General features: G+C 70.9%; 13 protein-coding genes. 10 read left to right on the forward strand and 3 right to left on the reverse strand.

Translation table 11 applies throughout. From position 1 onward, the window contains the following. Positions 1-8: 8 nt before the first annotated feature. The 3 genes from kdpB (at position 9) to ACLJT4_RS37985 (ending at position 3,855) form a co-directional block, all read left to right on the forward strand. Positions 9-2,114 carry a potassium-transporting ATPase subunit KdpB gene (gene kdpB, locus ACLJT4_RS37975; RefSeq protein ID WP_016575739.1) on the forward strand — a complete coding sequence of 702 codons (2,106 nt, stop codon included), beginning with the start codon at positions 9-11 and terminating at the stop codon, positions 2,112-2,114. Between the two features lie 5 nt (positions 2,115-2,119). Beyond that, the gene (gene kdpC, locus ACLJT4_RS37980) at positions 2,120-2,782 is read left to right on the forward strand and encodes a potassium-transporting ATPase subunit KdpC (RefSeq protein WP_411129599.1); all 663 of its coding nucleotides are present in this window, start codon (positions 2,120-2,122) and stop codon (positions 2,780-2,782) included. Positions 2,783-3,165: 383 nt separating this feature from the next. Next, positions 3,166-3,855: an ABC transporter ATP-binding protein gene (locus ACLJT4_RS37985; protein WP_411129615.1), complete on the forward strand. Its 690-nt coding sequence runs from the start codon at positions 3,166-3,168 to the stop codon at positions 3,853-3,855. A 110-nt stretch (positions 3,856-3,965) separates the two neighbouring features. Here ACLJT4_RS37985 and ACLJT4_RS37990 read toward each other — a convergent pair whose 3' ends face one another. After that, positions 3,966-4,541, reverse strand: coding sequence for a GNAT family N-acetyltransferase (locus ACLJT4_RS37990; protein ID WP_411129601.1), 576 nt, complete (start codon positions 4,539-4,541; stop codon positions 3,966-3,968). A 369-nt stretch (positions 4,542-4,910) separates the two neighbouring features. Here ACLJT4_RS37990 and ACLJT4_RS37995 point away from each other — a divergent pair, with 369 nt between their 5' ends. The 4 genes from ACLJT4_RS37995 (at position 4,911) to ACLJT4_RS38010 (ending at position 9,761) form a co-directional block, all read left to right on the forward strand. Beyond that, positions 4,911-7,466: a sensor histidine kinase gene (locus ACLJT4_RS37995; RefSeq protein WP_016570935.1), complete on the forward strand. Its 2,556-nt coding sequence runs from the start codon at positions 4,911-4,913 to the stop codon at positions 7,464-7,466. 193 nt (positions 7,467-7,659) lie between these two features. Beyond that, entirely contained in the window at positions 7,660-8,343 is a 684-nt protein-coding gene (locus ACLJT4_RS38000; protein WP_016570936.1) for a response regulator, read from the forward strand. A 161-nt stretch (positions 8,344-8,504) separates the two neighbouring features. Continuing rightward, positions 8,505-8,903 carry an OB-fold nucleic acid binding domain-containing protein gene (locus ACLJT4_RS38005; protein WP_052286700.1) on the forward strand — a complete coding sequence of 133 codons (399 nt, stop codon included), beginning with the start codon at positions 8,505-8,507 and terminating at the stop codon, positions 8,901-8,903. 3 nt (positions 8,904-8,906) lie between these two features. Continuing rightward, the gene (locus ACLJT4_RS38010) at positions 8,907-9,761 is read left to right on the forward strand and encodes a DUF3159 domain-containing protein (protein ID WP_411129604.1); all 855 of its coding nucleotides are present in this window, start codon (positions 8,907-8,909) and stop codon (positions 9,759-9,761) included. Positions 9,762-9,845: 84 nt separating this feature from the next. Here ACLJT4_RS38010 and ACLJT4_RS38015 read toward each other — a convergent pair whose 3' ends face one another. Then, positions 9,846-10,517, reverse strand: coding sequence for a potassium channel family protein (locus ACLJT4_RS38015; RefSeq protein WP_016574661.1), 672 nt, complete (start codon positions 10,515-10,517; stop codon positions 9,846-9,848). After that, positions 10,514-11,182, reverse strand: a complete 669-nt coding sequence (locus ACLJT4_RS38020; protein WP_016574662.1) for a potassium channel family protein — start codon at positions 11,180-11,182, stop codon at positions 10,514-10,516. Before ACLJT4_RS38020 ends, ACLJT4_RS38015 begins: the two co-directional genes overlap by 4 nt. Positions 11,183-11,513: 331 nt before the next feature. Here ACLJT4_RS38020 and ACLJT4_RS38025 point away from each other — a divergent pair, with 331 nt between their 5' ends. The 3 genes from ACLJT4_RS38025 to ACLJT4_RS38035 all read left to right on the forward strand — a co-directional run bounded on the left by ACLJT4_RS38025 (position 11,514) and on the right by ACLJT4_RS38035 (position 17,275). Next, entirely contained in the window at positions 11,514-13,502 is a 1,989-nt protein-coding gene (locus ACLJT4_RS38025) for an NAD-binding protein (protein ID WP_411129618.1), read from the forward strand. Positions 13,503-13,774: 272 nt separating this feature from the next. After that, complete coding sequence (locus ACLJT4_RS38030; RefSeq protein ID WP_233661945.1) at positions 13,775-15,826, forward strand: APC family permease; 2,052 nt, start codon at positions 13,775-13,777, stop codon at positions 15,824-15,826. A 108-nt stretch (positions 15,827-15,934) separates the two neighbouring features. Further along, the gene (locus ACLJT4_RS38035; RefSeq protein WP_020931378.1) at positions 15,935-17,275 is read left to right on the forward strand and encodes a class I SAM-dependent RNA methyltransferase; all 1,341 of its coding nucleotides are present in this window, start codon (positions 15,935-15,937) and stop codon (positions 17,273-17,275) included. The last annotated feature ends 616 nt before the right edge of the window (positions 17,276-17,891 follow it).

The raw sequence follows: 17,891 nt of genomic DNA on the forward strand, positions 1-17,891 counted from the left end.
ACGGCTCCATGTCCACCGCCACACCGACCCGCGCTCCAGAACAGGACGCCAACGGCGGCCAGCAGCCCGGCGGCGGCCGCGTGGGCGGCGGCCTCTTCGACCCCAAGCAGCTGCTCACGTCGCTGCCCGACGCCCTGCGCAAGCTCGACCCGCGGGTGATGATCAAATCCCCCGTCATGTTCGTCGTCGAGGTCGGCTCCGTCCTCACCACGATATTCGCCTGCGCGGCACCCACCGACTGGTTCGGCTGGGCCATCGCCGTCTGGCTCTGGCTCACCGTCATCTTCGCCAACCTCGCCGAAGCCGTCGCCGAAGGCCGCGGCAAGGCGCAGGCCGACACCCTCCGCAAGGCCAAGACCGACACCGTCGCCCGCCGCCTCAACGGCACCGACGAGGAACAGGTGCCCGGCACCGAACTCCGCGTCGGCGACCTCGTCGTCTGCGAAGCCGGCGACGTCATCCCCGGCGACGGCGACGTCGTCGAAGGCGTCGCCTCGGTCGACGAATCCGCGATCACCGGTGAATCCGCCCCCGTCATCCGGGAATCCGGCGGCGACCGCTGCGCCGTGACGGGTGGCACCAAGGTGCTCTCCGACCGCATCGTCATCAAGGTCACCACGAAGCCCGGCGAGACCTTCATCGACCGGATGATCAACCTCGTCGAAGGCGCCGCCCGCCAGAAGACGCCCAACGAGATCGCGCTGAACATCCTCCTCGCGTCCCTCACCATCGTCTTCCTGCTCGCCGTCGTCACCCTCCAGCCGTTCGCCATCTACGCCGGCGCCGAACAGCCCATGATCGTGCTGCTCGCCCTGCTGGTGTGCCTCATCCCCACCACCATCGGCGCGCTCCTCTCCGCCATCGGCATCGCCGGCATGGACCGCCTCGTCCAACGCAACGTCCTCGCCATGTCCGGACGCGCCGTCGAAGCGGCGGGCGATGTATCGACATTGCTGCTCGACAAGACCGGCACCATCACCTACGGCAACCGCCGCGCAGCCGAGTTCGTGCCCGTCCACGACGCCACCGAAGAGGAACTCGCCGACGCCGCGCAGCTGTCCTCACTCGCCGACGAGACCCCCGAAGGGCGCTCCGTCGTCGAACTCGCCAAGGAGAAGTACGCACTGCGCGAGGGTGAGTTCAGCGCCGACACGTTGACGGGCGCCGAATGGATCCCGTTCACCGCACAGACCCGCATGTCCGGCGTCGACGTCGACGGCCGCAAGATCCGCAAGGGCGCCACCGGATCCGTCCTCGCCTGGGTCCAGGAACGCGGCGGCAACGTCACCGACGACGCCCGGGAACTCGCCGACACCATCTCCCAGGCCGGCGGCACCCCCCTGCTCGTCGCCCTGGAAGACGAGCGCGGCCCCCGCGTCCTCGGCGTCATCCACCTCAAGGACGTCGTCAAGGACGGCATGCGCGAACGCTTCGTCGAGCTCCGCAAGATGGGCATCAAGACGGTCATGATCACGGGAGACAACCCGCTGACCGCCAAGGCCATCGCCGACGAGGCCGGCGTCGACGACTTCCTCGCCGAAGCCACCCCCGAAGACAAGATGGCCCTCATCAAGCGCGAACAGGCCGGCGGCAAACTCGTCGCCATGACCGGCGACGGCACCAACGACGCCCCCGCCCTCGCGCAGGCCGACGTCGGCGTCGCCATGAACACCGGGACCTCGGCCGCCAAGGAGGCCGGGAACATGGTGGACCTGGACTCCAACCCGACGAAGCTCATCGAGATCGTCGAGATCGGCAAGCAACTCCTCATCACCCGAGGCGCCCTGACGACGTTCTCCATCGCCAACGACGTCGCGAAGTACTTCGCGATCATCCCCGCGATGTTCGCCGTGGCCTACCCCGGCCTCGACACCCTCAACATCATGCGGCTGCACAGCTCCCAGACCGCGATCCTCTCCGCGATCATCTTCAACGCGCTGATCATCGTCGCCCTGGTGCCGCTGGCCCTCAAGGGCGTCCAGTACCGGCCCGTCAGCGCCGACAAGATGCTCCGCCGCAACCTCGCCGTCTACGGCCTCGGCGGCCTCATCGCACCCTTCATCGGCATCAAGATCATCGACCTGCTCATCTCCCTCATCCCCGGAATCGGGTGACCGCCATGAACAACTCGGTACGCAACACCGCCCGGTTGCTGACGGCCGGCCTCCGCGCACTGCTCGTCCTGACCGTGGTCTGCGGCGTGATCTACCCCCTGGTGGTCACCGGCGTGGCCCAGGCCGCCTTCCCCGGCAAGGCCAACGGCTCCGAGGTCACCTCCCACGGCAAGGTCGTCGGCTCCTCCCTCATCGGCCAGCGCTACGACAAGGGCACCGACAAGAAGGGCAACCCGATCCCCGACCTCCGCTACTTCCAGCCCCGCCCCTCGGCCGGCCTGGGCAGCAACCGCACCAACGGCGTCAACACCCAGTACGACCTCCAGGTCTCCGGCGCCTCCAACCTGGGAGCCACCAACACCGACCTCGTCAAGGCCGTCGAGGAACGCAAGCAGTGGGTCGCCACCACCTACGGCGTCCCCCAGTCACAGGTACCGGCCGACGCCGTCACCTCCTCCGCCTCCGGCCTCGACCCCGACATCTCACCCGCGTACGCGCTCCTCCAGGTCAACCGCGTCGCCAAGGAGAACCACCTCCCCGCCGACCAGGTCCAGCGACTCGTCGAAGACCGGATCCAGGGACGCCAACTGGGCTTCATGGGAGAGCCCCGGGTGAACGTCCTGGACCTCAACGTCGCGCTCCGGGACCTCGCGCAGGCCCACCGGTGACGGACGACGACTTACCGAGACACCCGAGCGGTGCACCACCGCCACCCACGCCGGCGGCCCCGGGGACAACCCTCCCCGGGGCCGCCCCTTTTGCCTGCACCGCGCACCATCGGCATGCCCGTTCCACGAGTTATCCACAGGCATTGCCGGCCCGAACGCCCGCTCCGCATACTGTTTCGCACCTGACACGCACCACACGCACAACGACCACCGACCGCCCCTCGGGAAAGGACAACCAGAGCTCAAACACAGCAAGTTGACGGGCCGAGCGGCCTCGACGCACGACCACACCGGGGGAACGCACCATGAACGGACAGCGCGAGCCGAACGGCGGAACGACGACCACGGGCACCGCCGTCTCCGACGCCGCATCGACGACGACGATGATCCGCGTCGAAAACCTGCACCGCAGCTACGGCACCGGAGCAGGAGCCGTACACGCCCTGCGCGGGGTCACCTGCAGCGTCCCGCGTGGCGAACTGGTCGCCCTCCGAGGCCGTTCCGGATCCGGCAAGACCACCCTCCTCAACCTCATCGGCGGCCTGGACACCCCCGACTCCGGACGGATCACCGTCGACGGCACGCCCCTCGCAGACCTCACCGAGAACGAACTCCTCGCCACCCGCCGCGACCGCATCGGCTTCGTCTTCCAGTCCTTCGGACTGATACCGATACTCAGCGCCGCCGAGAACGTCGGAGTACCGCTGAGGCTACGGAAGGTCCCACCGCGGGAGCGCGAAGCGCGCGTCGCACTCCTGCTGTCCCTCGTGGGCCTCGCCGACCACGCCGCCCAGCGCCCCGGCGAGCTCTCCGGCGGCCAACAGCAGCGCGTCGCCCTCGCCCGCGCCCTCGCCAACCGCCCCGCCCTGCTCCTCGCCGACGAGCCCACGGGGCAACTGGACGCCGAAACCGGCCTGGAGGTGATGGAACTGCTCCGCGCCGTCGTCCGCAGCGAGGGTGTGACAGCCCTGGTGGCCACGCACGACACCACCCTCCTCACCCTTGCCGACCGGGTCCTGGAACTGGACGACGGGGTGGTCATGGAGGCGGGGGTGGAGCCGGGGGAGGGGTGACGGGAGGGGGGCGGGGGAGGGGGCGGGGGAGCCCCCCAGGAAGCCGGGAGCGACAGCGCCCCACCTCGCCCCCCTCCCCGCTCCCCTCCCTCACCAAGCACCCAGCCCCCTCACCAAGCATCCCCCTCACGCCAGTCGCACGTCAGCTCGCCGCCGAGGTCCAAGGTCGCGGACGTGACCAGTACGTAGAGGGAGCCGTCCTCGTCCGGTGTGCGGTGGATGCCGTGGGGGGTGAGGGCCGAGGAGGGGCCGCGCCAGGGTTGCCAGCCACGGGCGGCGTAGAAGGTGGCGGCGTCGTCGGCGGCGCCGAGTGCGCCGAGGTCGTACGCGTTGTGAATCACTCGTTCCAGGGCATTCATCATGGCCGCGCCGTGGCCGTGTCCGCGGCGGTCCGCGCGGACGCCGACGCCCTCCACATAGCCGCACCGCAGGGCCCGGCCGTTGTGCAGCAGTCGGCGTTGGACGACGGAGGCGTGTCCGATGAGTTCGCCGTCTTCGTGGACGAGGGCGTGCATGCCGCCGAGGGCGTGTTCCCAGTCTTCGGCGGTCATGTCGTCGAAGACGTCGTAGAGCAGGATTCGGGCGGCCGTGAGGGTGGCGGCGTTCAGGTCGGCGGTGTGGGCGAGGCGTACCTCGGCGGTGCCGACGGGGTGTTCGGCAGGGGAGGGGGAGGGGGAGGGGGTCATGCGAGGCATCGTCGCAGGGCCCGTCAGTGGGGAGCGAGGGCTTTGTTTCGGCCAAGCGGAGACCGGGCCGCGGTCAAGGACGGGCCAAGGAGTGGTCGGGCGGGGCGTCGGGCGGCGCGTCGCGCGCCGGTGCGGGCGGGGGCGGTCCTGCGGGGTCCGCGAGGCGTGCCGGCACCCCCGTGGGGTGGCCGTGGCGAGGCGTCGCAGGGTGGTTCGTGACCCCGATCGGCCCCCTGTTGCGGCCTGTATCAGAGTCGCGTCAAGACCGGGCGGAAAGCCGCTACCTGGGCGTTTTTTGAGGTGAACGGTCGGTAGGGTCGCATCAGGTCAAGCCCGGTGGGGGCGACCTTCACGTAAGACAATGGGGCCATGGCACGCGGCAAGCTACGGATATATCTCGGCGCGGCACCGGGCGTCGGCAAGACGTACGCGATGCTGTCCGAGGCACATCGCCGTGTGGAGCGCGGTACGGACGTCGTGGTGGCGTTCGTCGAGCACCACGGCAGGCCCCGTACGGAAGTGATGCTGCACGGGCTGGAGCAGGTGCAGCGGCGGGAGCTGGAGTACCGCGGTTCGACGTTCACCGAGATGGACGTGGACGCGGTGCTGGAGCGCAAGCCGGCGGTGGCGCTGGTCGACGAGCTGGCGCACACCAACGTTCCGGGGTCCCGCAACGGCAAGCGGTGGCAGGACGTCGAAGAGTTGCTGGAAGCCGGGATCACGGTGATCTCGACGGTGAACATCCAGCATCTGGAGTCGCTCGGCGATGTCGTCGAGTCGATAACGGGGGTGCGGCAGCGGGAGACGGTGCCGGACGAGGTCGTGCGGCGGGCCGATCAGATCGAGCTGGTCGACATGTCGCCGCAGGCGATCCGGCGCCGGATGGCGCACGGCAACATCTACCAGTCGGACAAGGTCGATGCGGCGCTGTCGAACTACTTCCGGCCGGGCAACCTCACCGCGCTGCGGGAGCTGGCGCTGCTGTGGGTGGCCGACCGGGTGGACGAGTACCTCCAGGAGTACCGGGCGGAGCATTCGATCCGTTCGACCTGGCAGGCGCGCGAGCGGATCGTCGTCGGACTGACCGGTGGTCCGGAGGGGCGGACGTTGATCCGTCGGGCCGCCCGGATGGCCGCGAAGGGCTCGGGCAGTGAGGTGCTCGCCGTCTACATCGCGCGGAGCGACGGGCTGACGTCGGCGTCGCCGAAGGAGCTGGCCGACCAGCGGACGTTGGTGGAGGACCTGGGCGGGACGTTCCACCACGTCATCGGCGACGACATACCGGGTGCGCTGCTGGAGTTCGCGCGGGGGGTGAACGCCACCCAGATCGTGCTGGGGTCGAGCCGCCGCAAGACCTGGCAGTACGTGTTCGGGCCGGGTGTGGGGGCGACGGTGGCCCGCGAGTCGGGCCCGGACCTCGACGTGCACATCGTGACGCACGACGAGGTCGCCAAGGGCCGGGGGCTGCCGGTGGCGCGGGGGGCGCGGCTGGGGCGTTCGCGGATCATCGCCGGCTGGTTGGTCGGCGTGGCGGGTCCGGTGTCGCTGTCGCTGTTCCTCACCAAGCTGTCGAACGGTCCGGGGCTGGCCAACGACGTCCTGCTGTTCCTGTTCCTGACGGTGCTGGCGGCGCTGCTCGGCGGGCAGTTGCCGGCGTTGGCGTCGGCGGCGGTCGGCTCGCTGTTGTTGAACTTCTACTTCACGCCGCCCACCCACACGCTCACGGTCAGCGACCCGAAGAACATCGTGGCGATCGCGATCTTCTTCGCGGTGGCGGTGTCGGTGGCGTCGGTGGTGGACCTGGCCGCCCGGCGGACGCACCAGGCGGCGCGGTTGCGGGCGGAGTCGGAGATCCTGTCGTTCCTGGCGGGGAGCGTGCTGCGGGGCGAGACCACGTTGGACGCGCTGCTGGAGCGGGTGCGGGAGACGTTCGGGATGGACACCGTGGCGTTGCTGGAGCGGCGCAGCGATGTGGATCCGTGGACGTGCGCCGGTCGGGCGGGCGGTGGTGACAACACGCCGCCGCTGGCGCGCCCGGAGGACGCGGACGTCGACATGCCCGTGGGGGACCACATGGCGCTGGCGTTGACCGGTCGGGTGTTGCCCGCGGAGGACCGTCGGGTGCTGGCGGCGTTCGCCGCGCAGGCCGCGGTGGTGCTGGATCGTCAGCGGTTGGTGGGGGAGGCCGAGCGGGCGCGGGAGCTGGCGGAGGGCAACCGGATCCGGACGGCGTTGCTGGCGGCCGTCAGCCATGATCTGCGGACGCCGTTGGCGAGCATCAAGGCGTCGGTGACGTCGCTGCGGTCGGACGACGTGGCCTGGTCGGAGGAGGACGAGGCGGAGCTGCTGGAGGGCATCGAGGCGGGCGCCGACCGGCTCGACCATCTGGTGGGGAACCTGCTGGACATGTCCCGGTTGCAGACCGGGACGGTGACGCCGTTGATCCGGGAGATCGACCTCGACGAGGTGGTGCCGATGGCGCTGGGCGGGGTCCCGGAGGGCAGCGTCACGTTGGACATCCCGGAGGAGCTGCCGATGGTGGCGGTGGATCCGGGGCTGCTGGAGCGGTCGGTGGCCAATCTGGTGGAGAACGCCGTGAAGTACAGCCCGGACGGCGAGGTGGTGCTGGTCTCGGCCAGTGCGCTCGGCGACCGGGTGGAGCTGCGGGTCGCGGACCGGGGCCCCGGGGTGCCGGACAGTGCCAAGGACCGGATCTTCGAGCCGTTCCAGCGGTACGGGGATGCCCCGCGGGGTGCCGGGGTGGGGCTGGGGTTGGCCGTGGCCCGTGGTTTCGCGGAGGCGGTCGGCGGGACGTTGGCGGCGGAGGACACTCCGGGGGGCGGCATGACGATGGTGCTGACGATGCCGGCCGCCGCGGGGCTGCCGCCGGTCCGTCCTGATCTGCCGGCGCAGGCGACGACGTGAGGCGGGACCCTGGTGGACGTGGCTGCGGCGGGTCGCGGCCGTGCTCCGGTGACGGTGTGGTCCCGCCGCGTGGCCCGGGAGGGGGCCGTGGTCCGGGAGCGGGCCGTTGCACCGGCCGGCCGGCACCGGCCGCACTCTTGACTTGGTCGGCGGGCGTCTCCCGTCGGCGACCGACACCGCGAGGAGAACGCCAGTGAACCGGGTGCTTGTGGTTGATGACGAGCCGCAGATCGTTCGCGCCCTTGTGATCAACCTGAAGGCGCGCAAGTACGAGGTGGACGCGGCCCCGGACGGGGCCACGGCCCTGAAGCTCGCCGCGGCCCGCCACCCCGACGTGGTGGTCCTGGACCTGGGACTGCCCGACATGGACGGTGTGGAGGTCATCAAGGGGCTGCGCGGCTGGTCGCGGGTGCCGATCCTGGTGCTGTCCGCGCGGCAGACCTCGGACGAGAAGGTGGAGGCGCTGGACGCGGGTGCCGACGACTACGTGACGAAGCCGTTCGGGATGGACGAGCTGCTGGCGCGGTTGCGGGCGGCCGTGCGCCGGGCGGAGCCGACCGGGCCGGCGGACGACGAGGTGATCGTGGAGACCGAGGGCTTCACGGTCGACCTGGCGGCGAAGAAGGTCAACCGGGGCGGTCGGGACATCCGTCTGACGCCGACGGAGTGGCACCTGCTGGAGGTGCTGGTCCGCAACCAGGGGCGGTTGGTCAGCCAGAAGCAGTTGCTGCAGGAGGTGTGGGGTCCGTCGTACGGGACGGAGACCAACTACCTGCGCGTCTACATGGCGCAGCTGCGGCGGAAGCTGGAGGGTGACCCGTCGCACCCGCGGCACTTCATCACGGAGCCGGGAATGGGATATCGGTTCGAGGGGTGAACGCGGACCGGCCGTGGGCCGGCTGCCCGTGGGGGTTGTCCTGGGGGACGGCGCGGGGGGACGGGGTGGTGGCGGGGCGTCGCTTCGAGGGGTGAACGCGGGCGTCGGGGCGCTGGTACGGGGTGCGGGGGAGGCCGTGCGGGCCCCGGTACGCTGGGGTTATGAGTGCTGGGACCCGACCCGAGAAGCCGGCCGGCCGGTTTCGCCGGATGCTCGACAGGCTGTCGTCCTCCGAGGAGGAGCTGCAGTCCGCCGAGCTGCAGGAGGACGCGCAGGCGACCGGGTGTACGCGGATATGCGACTGCGACGACCGTCAGATAGTGAAGGTCTCCGGCACCCTGCGGCACGTCACGCTGCGGCCGCGTGCCGGTGTGCCCGCGCTGGAGGCGGAGCTGTTCGACGGCTCCGCGGCGCTCGACGTGGTGTGGCTGGGTCGCCGTTCCATCGTCGGCATCGAGCCGGGCCGTAAGCTCATCGCCTCGGGCCGGATCTCCTTGAGTCACGGGCGCCGGGTGCTCTTCAATCCCAAGTACGAACTGCGACCGCTCGGACAGGAGTAGCCGGTGACGTCGTACGACCGACCGACCACTGACCCTGAGGCTTCCGCTTCCCCGCACCGTCCGGCGGGCGTTGCGGCGGCTGCCGGTGCCCCGCTGGAGTCCGGTACGGGCTCCACCGCCGACGGCAGGGAGGTGACGGAAGCGGCGCTGTTCGAGGCGTTCGGCGGCGTGCGCGGCATGGTGGAGACGGTGCTGCCGGGTCTGCTGTTCGTCGCGATCTTCACGGTCAACAAGGACCTGCACGTGTCGGCCATCGCGGCGCTGGCGGTGTCGCTGGTGTTGTGCGCGGTGCGGTTGGTGCGCAAGGACACCGTCAAGCACGCCTTCAGCGGGGTGTTCGGGGTCGCCTTCGGCGTGGTCTTCGCGATGATGACCGGCAACGCCAAGGACTTCTACCTGCCGGGGATGCTGTACACCCTGGGTCTGGCGCTGGCGTACATCATCACGACGCTGGCCGGGGTCCCGTTGATCGGGTTGATCCTGGGGCCGGTGTTCAAGGAGAACCTGTCGTGGCGGACGCGTAATCCGGGCCGCAAGAAGGCGTATGCGAAGGCCAGCTGGGCGTGGGGGCTGATCCTGCTCGCCAAGTGCATGATCTTGTTCCCGCTGTACTGGTGGGCGGACACCACGCAGCTGGGCTGGGTGCTGGTGGCCCTGAAGATCCCGCCGTTCCTGTTGGCGCTGTACCTGACCTGGATGTTCCTGGTGAAGGCCCCGGCGCCGATCGACGTCTTCGCGGAGATGGAGGCGCAGGAGAAGGCGGAGGAGGCCGAGCGGGAGCGGCAGCGCGGGCAGTCGGCGGCGCCGGGTGCGGCGGCTGCGGACGCTCCGCACGAGGGGCCGCGACACCGCCGCTGACCTGCGGCGCGAGCGGTGACGGACAAGACGGAAGGGCCCGGGAGCTGATGGCTCCCGGGCCCTTCGTGTGCCGTGCCGGCGGTGTCAGCCTTCGCTGCGGCGGACCGACAGCAGGTCTTCCAACTGTTCCTCACGGGACTGGGCGGCGACGAAGAGCAGTTCGTCGCCGGCTTCGAGGGCGTCGTCCTTGTTGGGGGTGAGGACCCGGGTGCCCCGGATGATCGTCACCAGCGAGGTGTCCTCGGGCCAGTCGACGTCGCCGACCCGGGTGCCGGCCAGGGCGGCCTCCGGGGGGAGGGTCAGTTCGACGAGGTTGGCGTCGCCGTGGCTGAAGCGCAGCAGCCGCACCAGGTCGCCGACGCTGACCGCCTCTTCGACCAGGGCGGACATCAGCCGCGGGGTGGAGACGGCGACGTCGACGCCCCACGCCTCGTTGAACAGCCACTCGTTCTTGGGGTTGTTGACCCGGGCGACGACCCGCGGCACGCCGTACTCCGTCTTGGCGAGCAGGGAGACGACGAGGTTGACCTTGTCGTCGCCGGTGGCGGCGATGACGACGTTGCAGCGCTGGAGTGCGGCCTCGTCGAGCGAGGTGATCTCGCAGGCGTCGGCGAGCAGCCATTCGGCGAGCGGGACCCGTTCGACGGAGATGGCGGTGGGCGCCTTGTCGATGAGCAGGATCTCGTGACCGTTTTCGAGCAGTTCACCGGCGATGGAGCGGCCGACCGCTCCTGCGCCCGCAATGGCGACCCTCATGCGTGCGCCTCCTCGGGACCCTGGGCGAATGCCGCCTCGACCTTCTCGACTTCGTCGGTGCGCATCATCACGTGCACCAGGTCGCCTTCCTGGAGGACCGTCTGGGAGGTGGGCAACATGGCCTCGCCCAGGCGGGTGAGGAACGCGACGCGGACGCCCGTCTCCTCCTGCAGCTTGCTGATCTTGTGGCCGACCCAGGAGGGGGCGGTGTGGACCTCGGCGAGTTGGACACCGCCGCTGGGGTCCCGCCAGAGGGGTTCGGCACCGGAGGGGAGGAGCCGGCGCAGCATCTGGTCGGCGGTCCAGCGGACGGTGGCGACGGTGGGGATGCCGAGGCGCTGGTAGACCTCGGCGCGGCGCGGGTCGTAGATCCGGGCCGCGACGTTCTCGACGCCGAACATCTCGCGGGCGACACGGGCGGCGATGATGTTGGAGTTGTCGCCGCTGGAGACGGCGGCGAAGGCCCCGGCCTCCTCGATGCCGGCTTCGCGGAGGGTGTCCTGGTCGAAGCCGACGCCGGTGACGCGGCGGCCGCCGAAGGCGGAGCCGAGGCGGCGGAACGCGGTCGGGTCCTGGTCGATCACCGCGATGGAGTGTCCCTGGCCCTCCAGGGTCTGCGCGAGCGCGGAGCCCACGCGGCCGCATCCCATGATGACGATGTGCATGCTGATTACCCCGTGCCCTGTACTAGCGCGCTGACCTGCCCAAACACCCTGCTCACTACTTTCTTCTCCGACGTACCGGCGACACGGAGCCGCTGTCCGTGACAGCGACCCGGTGCGTCAGACGGGAGCGCCGACCGCACCGTGGTCCGGTACAACCGTAGCCGTAACGGCGTGCCCGGTAGGGGGCGCGGTGGGTGCCGGTCCGTTGTGGGGGGATGTCGTGCGGGAGCGGGATCGTGCGCTCTGCTGCGTGGGGGCGGCCGGGTAGGGCACGCTACAACGTGTGCCACAACTGCCACATCAGCCCCAACAGGCTTCTCTCCCGCCGCACATGGTGGTGTGCGGCGACGACGCACTGGCCCACCGGCTCGCCGCCGAGCTCCGCGACGTCTACGGCGAACGGGTGACGCTGATCGTGCCGTCCGCGCAGGAGCCGCACCGCCCCCGCGTCCCCTCGCCCTCCCGCGGCTTGGGACGGGCCACCACCGCACTGCTCGGCCGGGTCTCGGCGGCGGTGGCGCGCGGCGGGCCCGGCGCCCCGCCCGCGCCGCCGTTGCCCGCGGCGGCGCGCGAGGACGGCGGGTCGCCACCGGAGGCCCTACGGGTCCTGGTGGCCGCGCAGGTCGACGACGCGGCCTTGACCGAGGCGGGGATCGCGGAGGCGGACGCGCTGGCGCTGGTCCATGACGACGACGATCTCAACATCCACGCCGCGCTGCGGGCCCGCCGCCTCAATCCCCGGTTGCGGCTGGTCATCCGGCTCTACAACCGCAAACTCGGCCAGCACCTGGAGGAGTTGCTGGACCAGGCCGCTGCGGTCGCCGCGAGCGGTGGGGCGGACGGGGCGCAGCCGCCGCGGGTCGACGCCTCCACCACGGTGCTCTCCGACGCCGACACCGTCGCGCCGGCGTTGGTGGCCACGGCGGTCGCCGGCACCAGCAAGGTCATCGAGGCGGACGGGCTGATGCTGCGGGCCGTGGAACGCGCGCCGGGGCAGTCCGGTCCGGCGGGGGCGCGGCGACTGTGCACGCTGGCGCTGCTGTCGCCGTCACCCGGGGACGCGCCCGCCGGGACAGCCGGCGAACCGCCCGCAGGCGCCGCCGGGGCGCCGGGCGACGACGGGCCGGTGCTCCTGCCGGACGACGTCACCGCCGCGGAGTCCACCGGCTGCGGCCGGGTCGTGCTGGAGACCGTCGCCTATACGGGGCGGACGGTGCGACCGCGCCGGCTGCGCGGGCGGGGCGCGCCGCTGGCCTCCCTCTTCTCCCGGCGGCTGCGCTGGTCGCTGGCCGGCTTCGTCGGGGCGGTGCTGGCGCTGGCCGTCGCCGAGTCCCTGATCACCCGGGAGCCGCCGTTGCACGCGGCCTACCTCACGCTGCTGGACCTGTTCGCGATCAACGAACCGGCACTCAACGACCCGTTGGCGCGCAAGGTGCTCCAGTTGTTGTCCGGCTTGGTGGGGCTGTTGTTGCTGCCGGTTCTGGTGGCGGCGGCGTTCGAGGGGCTGGGCACGTTCCGGAGCGCCTCGGCGCTGCGGCGTCCGCCGCGCGGGCTGTCCGGGCACGTGGTGCTGCTCGGCCTGGGCAAGATCGGGACTCGGGTGCTGGCGCGGCTGCACGAGATGCGCATCCCGGTGGTGTGCATCGAGGCCGATCCGGAGGCGCGCGGGGTCGCGCTGGCGCGCCGGCTGCGGGTGCCGACGGTCGTCGGCGACGTGACGCAGGAGGGGGTGCTGGAGGCCGCGCTGGCCGACCGGGCCCGGACCCTGCTGGCACTGACGAGCGAGGACACCACCAACCTGGAGGCGGCGCTCTACGCCCGGTCGGTCAACCCCCGCCTGCGGGTGACGCTGCGGCTCTTCGACGACGGGTTCGCCACCGCCGTCTACCGGACGCTGCGCGCGGCGCACCCGGCCGCGCGAACCCGAAGCCGCAGCGTGTCGTTCCTGGCCGCGCCGGCCTTCGCCGGGGCGATGATGGGCCGCGAGATCCTCGGAGCGATCCCGGTGGAGCGGCGGGTGCTGCTGGTGGCCCGGGTGGAGGTGCGTGGCCACGCCGCCCTGGAGGGACGGAAGGTCGGCGAGGTGCTCCGTCCGGGCCGGCTGCGGGTGCTCGCCGTGGACAACTCCGCGCCCGACGAACCCGCCGACCCCGCGACGGGCGCGCCGCAGCCGGACGAGGACCCCGCGCCGGCGCAGCTCGCCGACGAACTGGACGACCACGTCCTGCGCCCGCAGGACGTGGTGCTGCTGGCGGTGACCCGCGAGGGACTTGGCGAACTGCTCTCGCGTCGACCCCGCCCGGCAGCGCAGGGGGAGTGAGCCGGCGCGCCCACGACGCACCGGGCGGCGCACGCCGCGCGCTGCCGTGCTTCCACGACACGCCCGGGCGTCGTGGCATCGACCACGACGTGCGGGCCCGTGGAGTTCCCTGCATCGACGGCGCTGCCGTGCGCTTATCGTGCAGATGCTGTAGAGGTCCCGCGTAGTGGATGCGTAGTCGGGCCGCTATGTGCATGGTGGCGCATTCGCGTGCTCGCACCCGTCCGGGTGGCGGGTGGGCGGGGACCTTGACGAAGGCTTAGCATCCTCTGGTGTCCAAACTGACCGACGTGCCCAAACGGATCTTGATCGGGCGCGCACTGCGCAGCGACAGGCTCGGGGAGACCCTTCTCCCCAAGCGCATCGCACTCCCCGTCTTCGCCTCCGACCCGCTTTCCTCCGTGGCCTACGCGCCCGGCGAGGTGCTGCTGGTCCTGTCCGTGGCAGGGGTCTCCGCGTACAGCTTCAGCCCGTGGATCGCGGTCGCGGTCGTGGTGCTGATGTTCACCGTCGTCGCGTCGTACCGGCAGAACGTGCACGCCTACCCGAGCGGCGGTGGCGACTACGAGGTCGCCACCACCAACCTCGGGCCCAAGGCGGGCCTGACCGTCGCCAGCGCCCTGCTGGTCGACTACGTCCTGACCGTCGCGGTCTCCATCTCCTCCGGCGTGGAGAACCTCGGCTCCGCCGTCCCCTTCGTCGTCGAGCACAAGACGTTCTGCGCCATCGCCATCATCGTGCTGCTGACGCTGATGAACCTGCGCGGCGTCAAGGAGTCCGGCAAGCTCTTCGCGATCCCCACGTACGTCTTCGTGGCCGGCGTCTTCATCATGATCTTCTGGGGCGCGATCCGCGGCCTGCTCCTCGGCGACACCATGAAGGCCCCGACCGCCGGCTACACCATCCACGCCGAGCAGGGCGGCCTCGCCGGCTTCGCCCTGATCTTCCTGCTGCTGCGCGCCTTCTCCTCCGGCTGCGCCGCGCTCACCGGCGTCGAGGCGATCTCCAACGGCGTGCCCGCCTTCCGCAAGCCGAAGTCGAAGAACGCCGCGACCACCCTCGCCCTCATGGGCGGGCTGGCCGTCACCATGTTCTGCGGCATCATCGCGCTGGCCATGACCACCCACGTGCGGATGGCGGAGAACCCGGCCACCGACCTGTTGAACAACGGCAAGCCGCTGGGCTCCGGCTACACCCAGAACCCGGTCATCTCGCAGGTCGCCGAGGCCGTCTTCGGCAAGGGCAGCTTCCTCTTCGTCGTCCTGGCAGCGGCCACCGCGCTGGTCCTGTTCCTGGCCGCCAACACCGCCTACAACGGCTTCCCGTTGCTCGGCTCGATCCTCGCCCAGGACCGCTACCTCCCGCGCCAGCTGCACACCCGCGGCGACCGCCTGGCCTTCTCCAACGGCATCGTCCTGCTGGCCGGCGCGGCCACCGTCCTCGTCTACCTCTACGGCGCGGACTCCACCCGCCTGATCCAGCTCTACATCGTCGGCGTCTTCGTCTCCTTCACGCTCAGCCAGATCGGCATGGTCCGGCACTGGAACCGCCACCTGGTCAGCGAGAAGGACCCCGCCAAGCGCCGCAAGATGCAGCGCTCCCGCGCCATCAACGCCTTCGGCGCCTTCTTCACCGGCCTGGTCCTCGTCGTCGTCCTCCTGACGAAGTTCACCCACGGCGCCTGGGTCGCCCTCCTCGGCATGGTCATCTTCTTCGTGACGATGACCGCGATCCGCCGCCACTACGACCGGGTCGCCGACGAGATCGCCGCCCCCGACACCCCCGACGACGACGTGGTCCGCCCCTCCCGCGTCCACGCCATCGTCCTGGTCTCCAAGCTCCACAAGCCCACCCTGCGGGCCCTGAACTACGCCAAGCTGATGCGCTCGGGCACCCTCGAAGCCGTCAGCGTCGACGTCGACCAGGCCGACACCCGGGCCCTGCGCGCCGAGTGGGAGCGCCGCGGCATCGAGGTCCCGCTGAAGGTCCTCGCCTCCCCTTACCGCGAGATCACCCGGCCGATCATCGACTACGTCAAGTCGCTGCGCCGGGAGAGCCCCCGCGACGCCGTCTCCGTCTACATCCCCGAGTACGTCGTCGGCCACTGGTACGAGCACCTGCTCCACAACCAGTCCGCACTGCGCCTCAAGGGACGCCTCCTCTTCACCCCCGGGGTCATGGTCACCTCCGTCCCCTGGCAGCTGGACTCCTCCGAGGCCGCCAAGAAGCGCGCCCGCAAGCGCGCCGAATGGAACGCCCCCGGCTCGGTCCGGCGCGGCCCGGTCTCCGCACCCAAGAAGGAATCCGCGGCCACCAAGAAGTGATCGTGGCGGCCGTCGCACGGCACCGCACCCCGTAGAATGGACGGCTGGCCTCCACCCGGAGGCCAGCCATCACGGTTTCCACCCACCTCTCCCCAGGAGCTCCTCGCCATGCAGCCGGACACGCCGCCGGAATCCAGGAAGTCGCTGGTCGGCGAGGAGTACGAAGTCGAGATCGGCCCGGTCGCGCACGGCGGCCACTGCATCGCCCGCACCGACGCCGGCCAGGTCCTCTTCGTCCGGCACGCGCTGCCCGGCGAACAGGTGCGCGTGCGCGTCACCGACGGCGAGGAGGGCGCCCGCTTCCTGCGCGCCGACGCCGTCGAGATCCTCAGCCCCTCCAAGGACCGCGTCGAGGCCCCCTGCCCGTTCGCCGGCCCCGGCCGCTGCGGCGGCTGCGACTGGCAGCACGCCGCGCCCGGCGCCCAGCGCCGCCTCAAGGCCGCGGTCATCAGCGAGCAGCTGGCCCGCCTCGCCGACCTCACCCCCGAGCGGGCCGGTTGGGACGGCACCGTCGAACCGGCCCCCGGCGACAAGGTCGCCAAGGGCGAGGTCCCGGCCTGGCGCACCCGCGTCCAGTACGCCGTGGACGCCGAAGGCCGCCCGGGCCTCCGCAAGCACCGCTCGCACGACGTCGAACCGGTCACCCACTGCATGATCGCCGCCCCGGGCGTCTCCGAACTCGGCATCGAGAAGCGCACCTGGCCGCAGATCGCCACCGTCGAGGCGATCGCCGCCACCGGCTCCCACGACCGGCAGGTGATCCTCACCCCGAGCCCCGGCGGCCGCCTCCCCCTCGTCGAACTCGACAAGCCGGTCTCCGTCCTCCGCGTCGGCGAGAAGGACGGCGGCGTCCACCGCGTGCACGGCCGCCCCTTCGTCCGCGAACGCGCCGCCGGCCGCACCTGGCGGGTCGGCAACGGCGGCTTCTGGCAGGTCCACCCGAAGGCCGCCGACCTCCTCGTCGAGGCCGTCATGCAGGGTCTGATGCCCAAGAAGGGCGACATGGCCCTCGACCTCTACTGCGGTGTCGGCCTCTTCGCCGGCGCCCTCGCCGAACGCGTCGGCGACAAGGGCGCGGTGCTCGGCATCGAATCCAGCAAGCGCGCCGTCGAGGACGCCCAGCACAACCTCGCCGACCTCGACCGGGTCCGCATCGAACAGGGCAAGGTCGAGCAGATCCTGCCCCGCACCGGCATCACCGACGTCGACCTCGTCGTCCTCGACCCGCCCCGCGCCGGCGCCGGCAAGGCCACCGTCCACCACCTCGCCTCCCTCACCCCCCGCCGCATCGCCTACGTCGCCTGCGACCCGGCCGCCCTCGCCCGCGACCTGGCCTACTTCCACCAGGTCGGCTACGCCCCCCGCCGCATGCGAGCCTTCGACCTGTTCCCGATGACGCATCACGTGGAGTGCGTGGTCATCCTGGAAAAGGCCGCCAAGCAGTCCTGACCCAAGGCGCTCTCCGCGCATATGACGTGACCCATGGGCGTCGCGGGCGCCGTCTCGACACTGAGACGGCGCCCGCGACGCCCTTCGGCGTCTGTCCTGCCTCCTGACGACCAACTCGCCTGGGTGACATCTGCCTGCGCCGTCTCTCTCCCCCTCCCGACGACGGCACGCCCCCGGCAGACGCCCTGACCTGCGGCAGAACTGTGCGCAGAGCAAGGGAGAGACAGATACGAAGGAGCACCAGTGCCCGCTGTGCCCCGGCGCCCCTGTGCCCCGGACGGGCCCCGACGACTGCGAACGGACCCCGAGTCGCGTCGCACCCCTGGGATCGTGTAGATTCCTCGAGTTGCCCCGGAGCCCACAGGTCCCGCGGCAGCCAATCCCGCCGCTTCAGCGGCACACCATTACTGAACGGCCCGTCACCGGGAAAGATTTCGGCATGCCGAAATTCGGACCGGGACTCGATTATGAGTCACTGAGGGAATCCGGTAAAGTGGTGGACACGCCGAAAGGCAAATCATTCCGACAAGAATTCGGAGCCGAATTCGAGAAGGTTGCGCCTCATCGAGGAGCGGGCCGGACACGAAAAAGGATCTGATAAAGTCGGAAAGGTCGA

This window comes from Streptomyces sp. x-19, from assembly GCF_046549115.1.
Classification (GTDB): domain Bacteria; phylum Actinomycetota; class Actinomycetes; order Streptomycetales; family Streptomycetaceae; genus Streptomyces; species Streptomyces albulus_C.

What these genes read in the sequence shown, in the direction of transcription:
- kdpB (WP_016575739.1), top strand. Translation starts at nt 9, where the DNA reads ATGTCCACCGCCACACCGACCCGCGCTCCAGAACAGGACGCCAACGGC.
- kdpC (WP_411129599.1), top strand. Translation starts at nt 2,120, where the DNA reads ATGAACAACTCGGTACGCAACACCGCCCGGTTGCTGACGGCCGGCCTC.
- ACLJT4_RS37985 (WP_411129615.1), top strand. Translation starts at nt 3,166, where the DNA reads ATGATCCGCGTCGAAAACCTGCACCGCAGCTACGGCACCGGAGCAGGA.
- ACLJT4_RS37990 (WP_411129601.1), bottom strand. Translation starts at nt 4,541, where the DNA reads ATGACCCCCTCCCCCTCCCCCTCCCCTGCCGAACACCCCGTCGGCACC.
- ACLJT4_RS37995 (WP_016570935.1), top strand. Translation starts at nt 4,911, where the DNA reads ATGGCACGCGGCAAGCTACGGATATATCTCGGCGCGGCACCGGGCGTC.
- ACLJT4_RS38005 (WP_052286700.1), top strand. Translation starts at nt 8,505, where the DNA reads ATGAGTGCTGGGACCCGACCCGAGAAGCCGGCCGGCCGGTTTCGCCGG.
- ACLJT4_RS38015 (WP_016574661.1), bottom strand. Translation starts at nt 10,517, where the DNA reads ATGAGGGTCGCCATTGCGGGCGCAGGAGCGGTCGGCCGCTCCATCGCC.
- ACLJT4_RS38020 (WP_016574662.1), bottom strand. Translation starts at nt 11,182, where the DNA reads ATGCACATCGTCATCATGGGATGCGGCCGCGTGGGCTCCGCGCTCGCG.
- ACLJT4_RS38025 (WP_411129618.1), top strand. Translation starts at nt 11,514, where the DNA reads ATGGTGGTGTGCGGCGACGACGCACTGGCCCACCGGCTCGCCGCCGAG.
- ACLJT4_RS38035 (WP_020931378.1), top strand. Translation starts at nt 15,935, where the DNA reads ATGCAGCCGGACACGCCGCCGGAATCCAGGAAGTCGCTGGTCGGCGAG.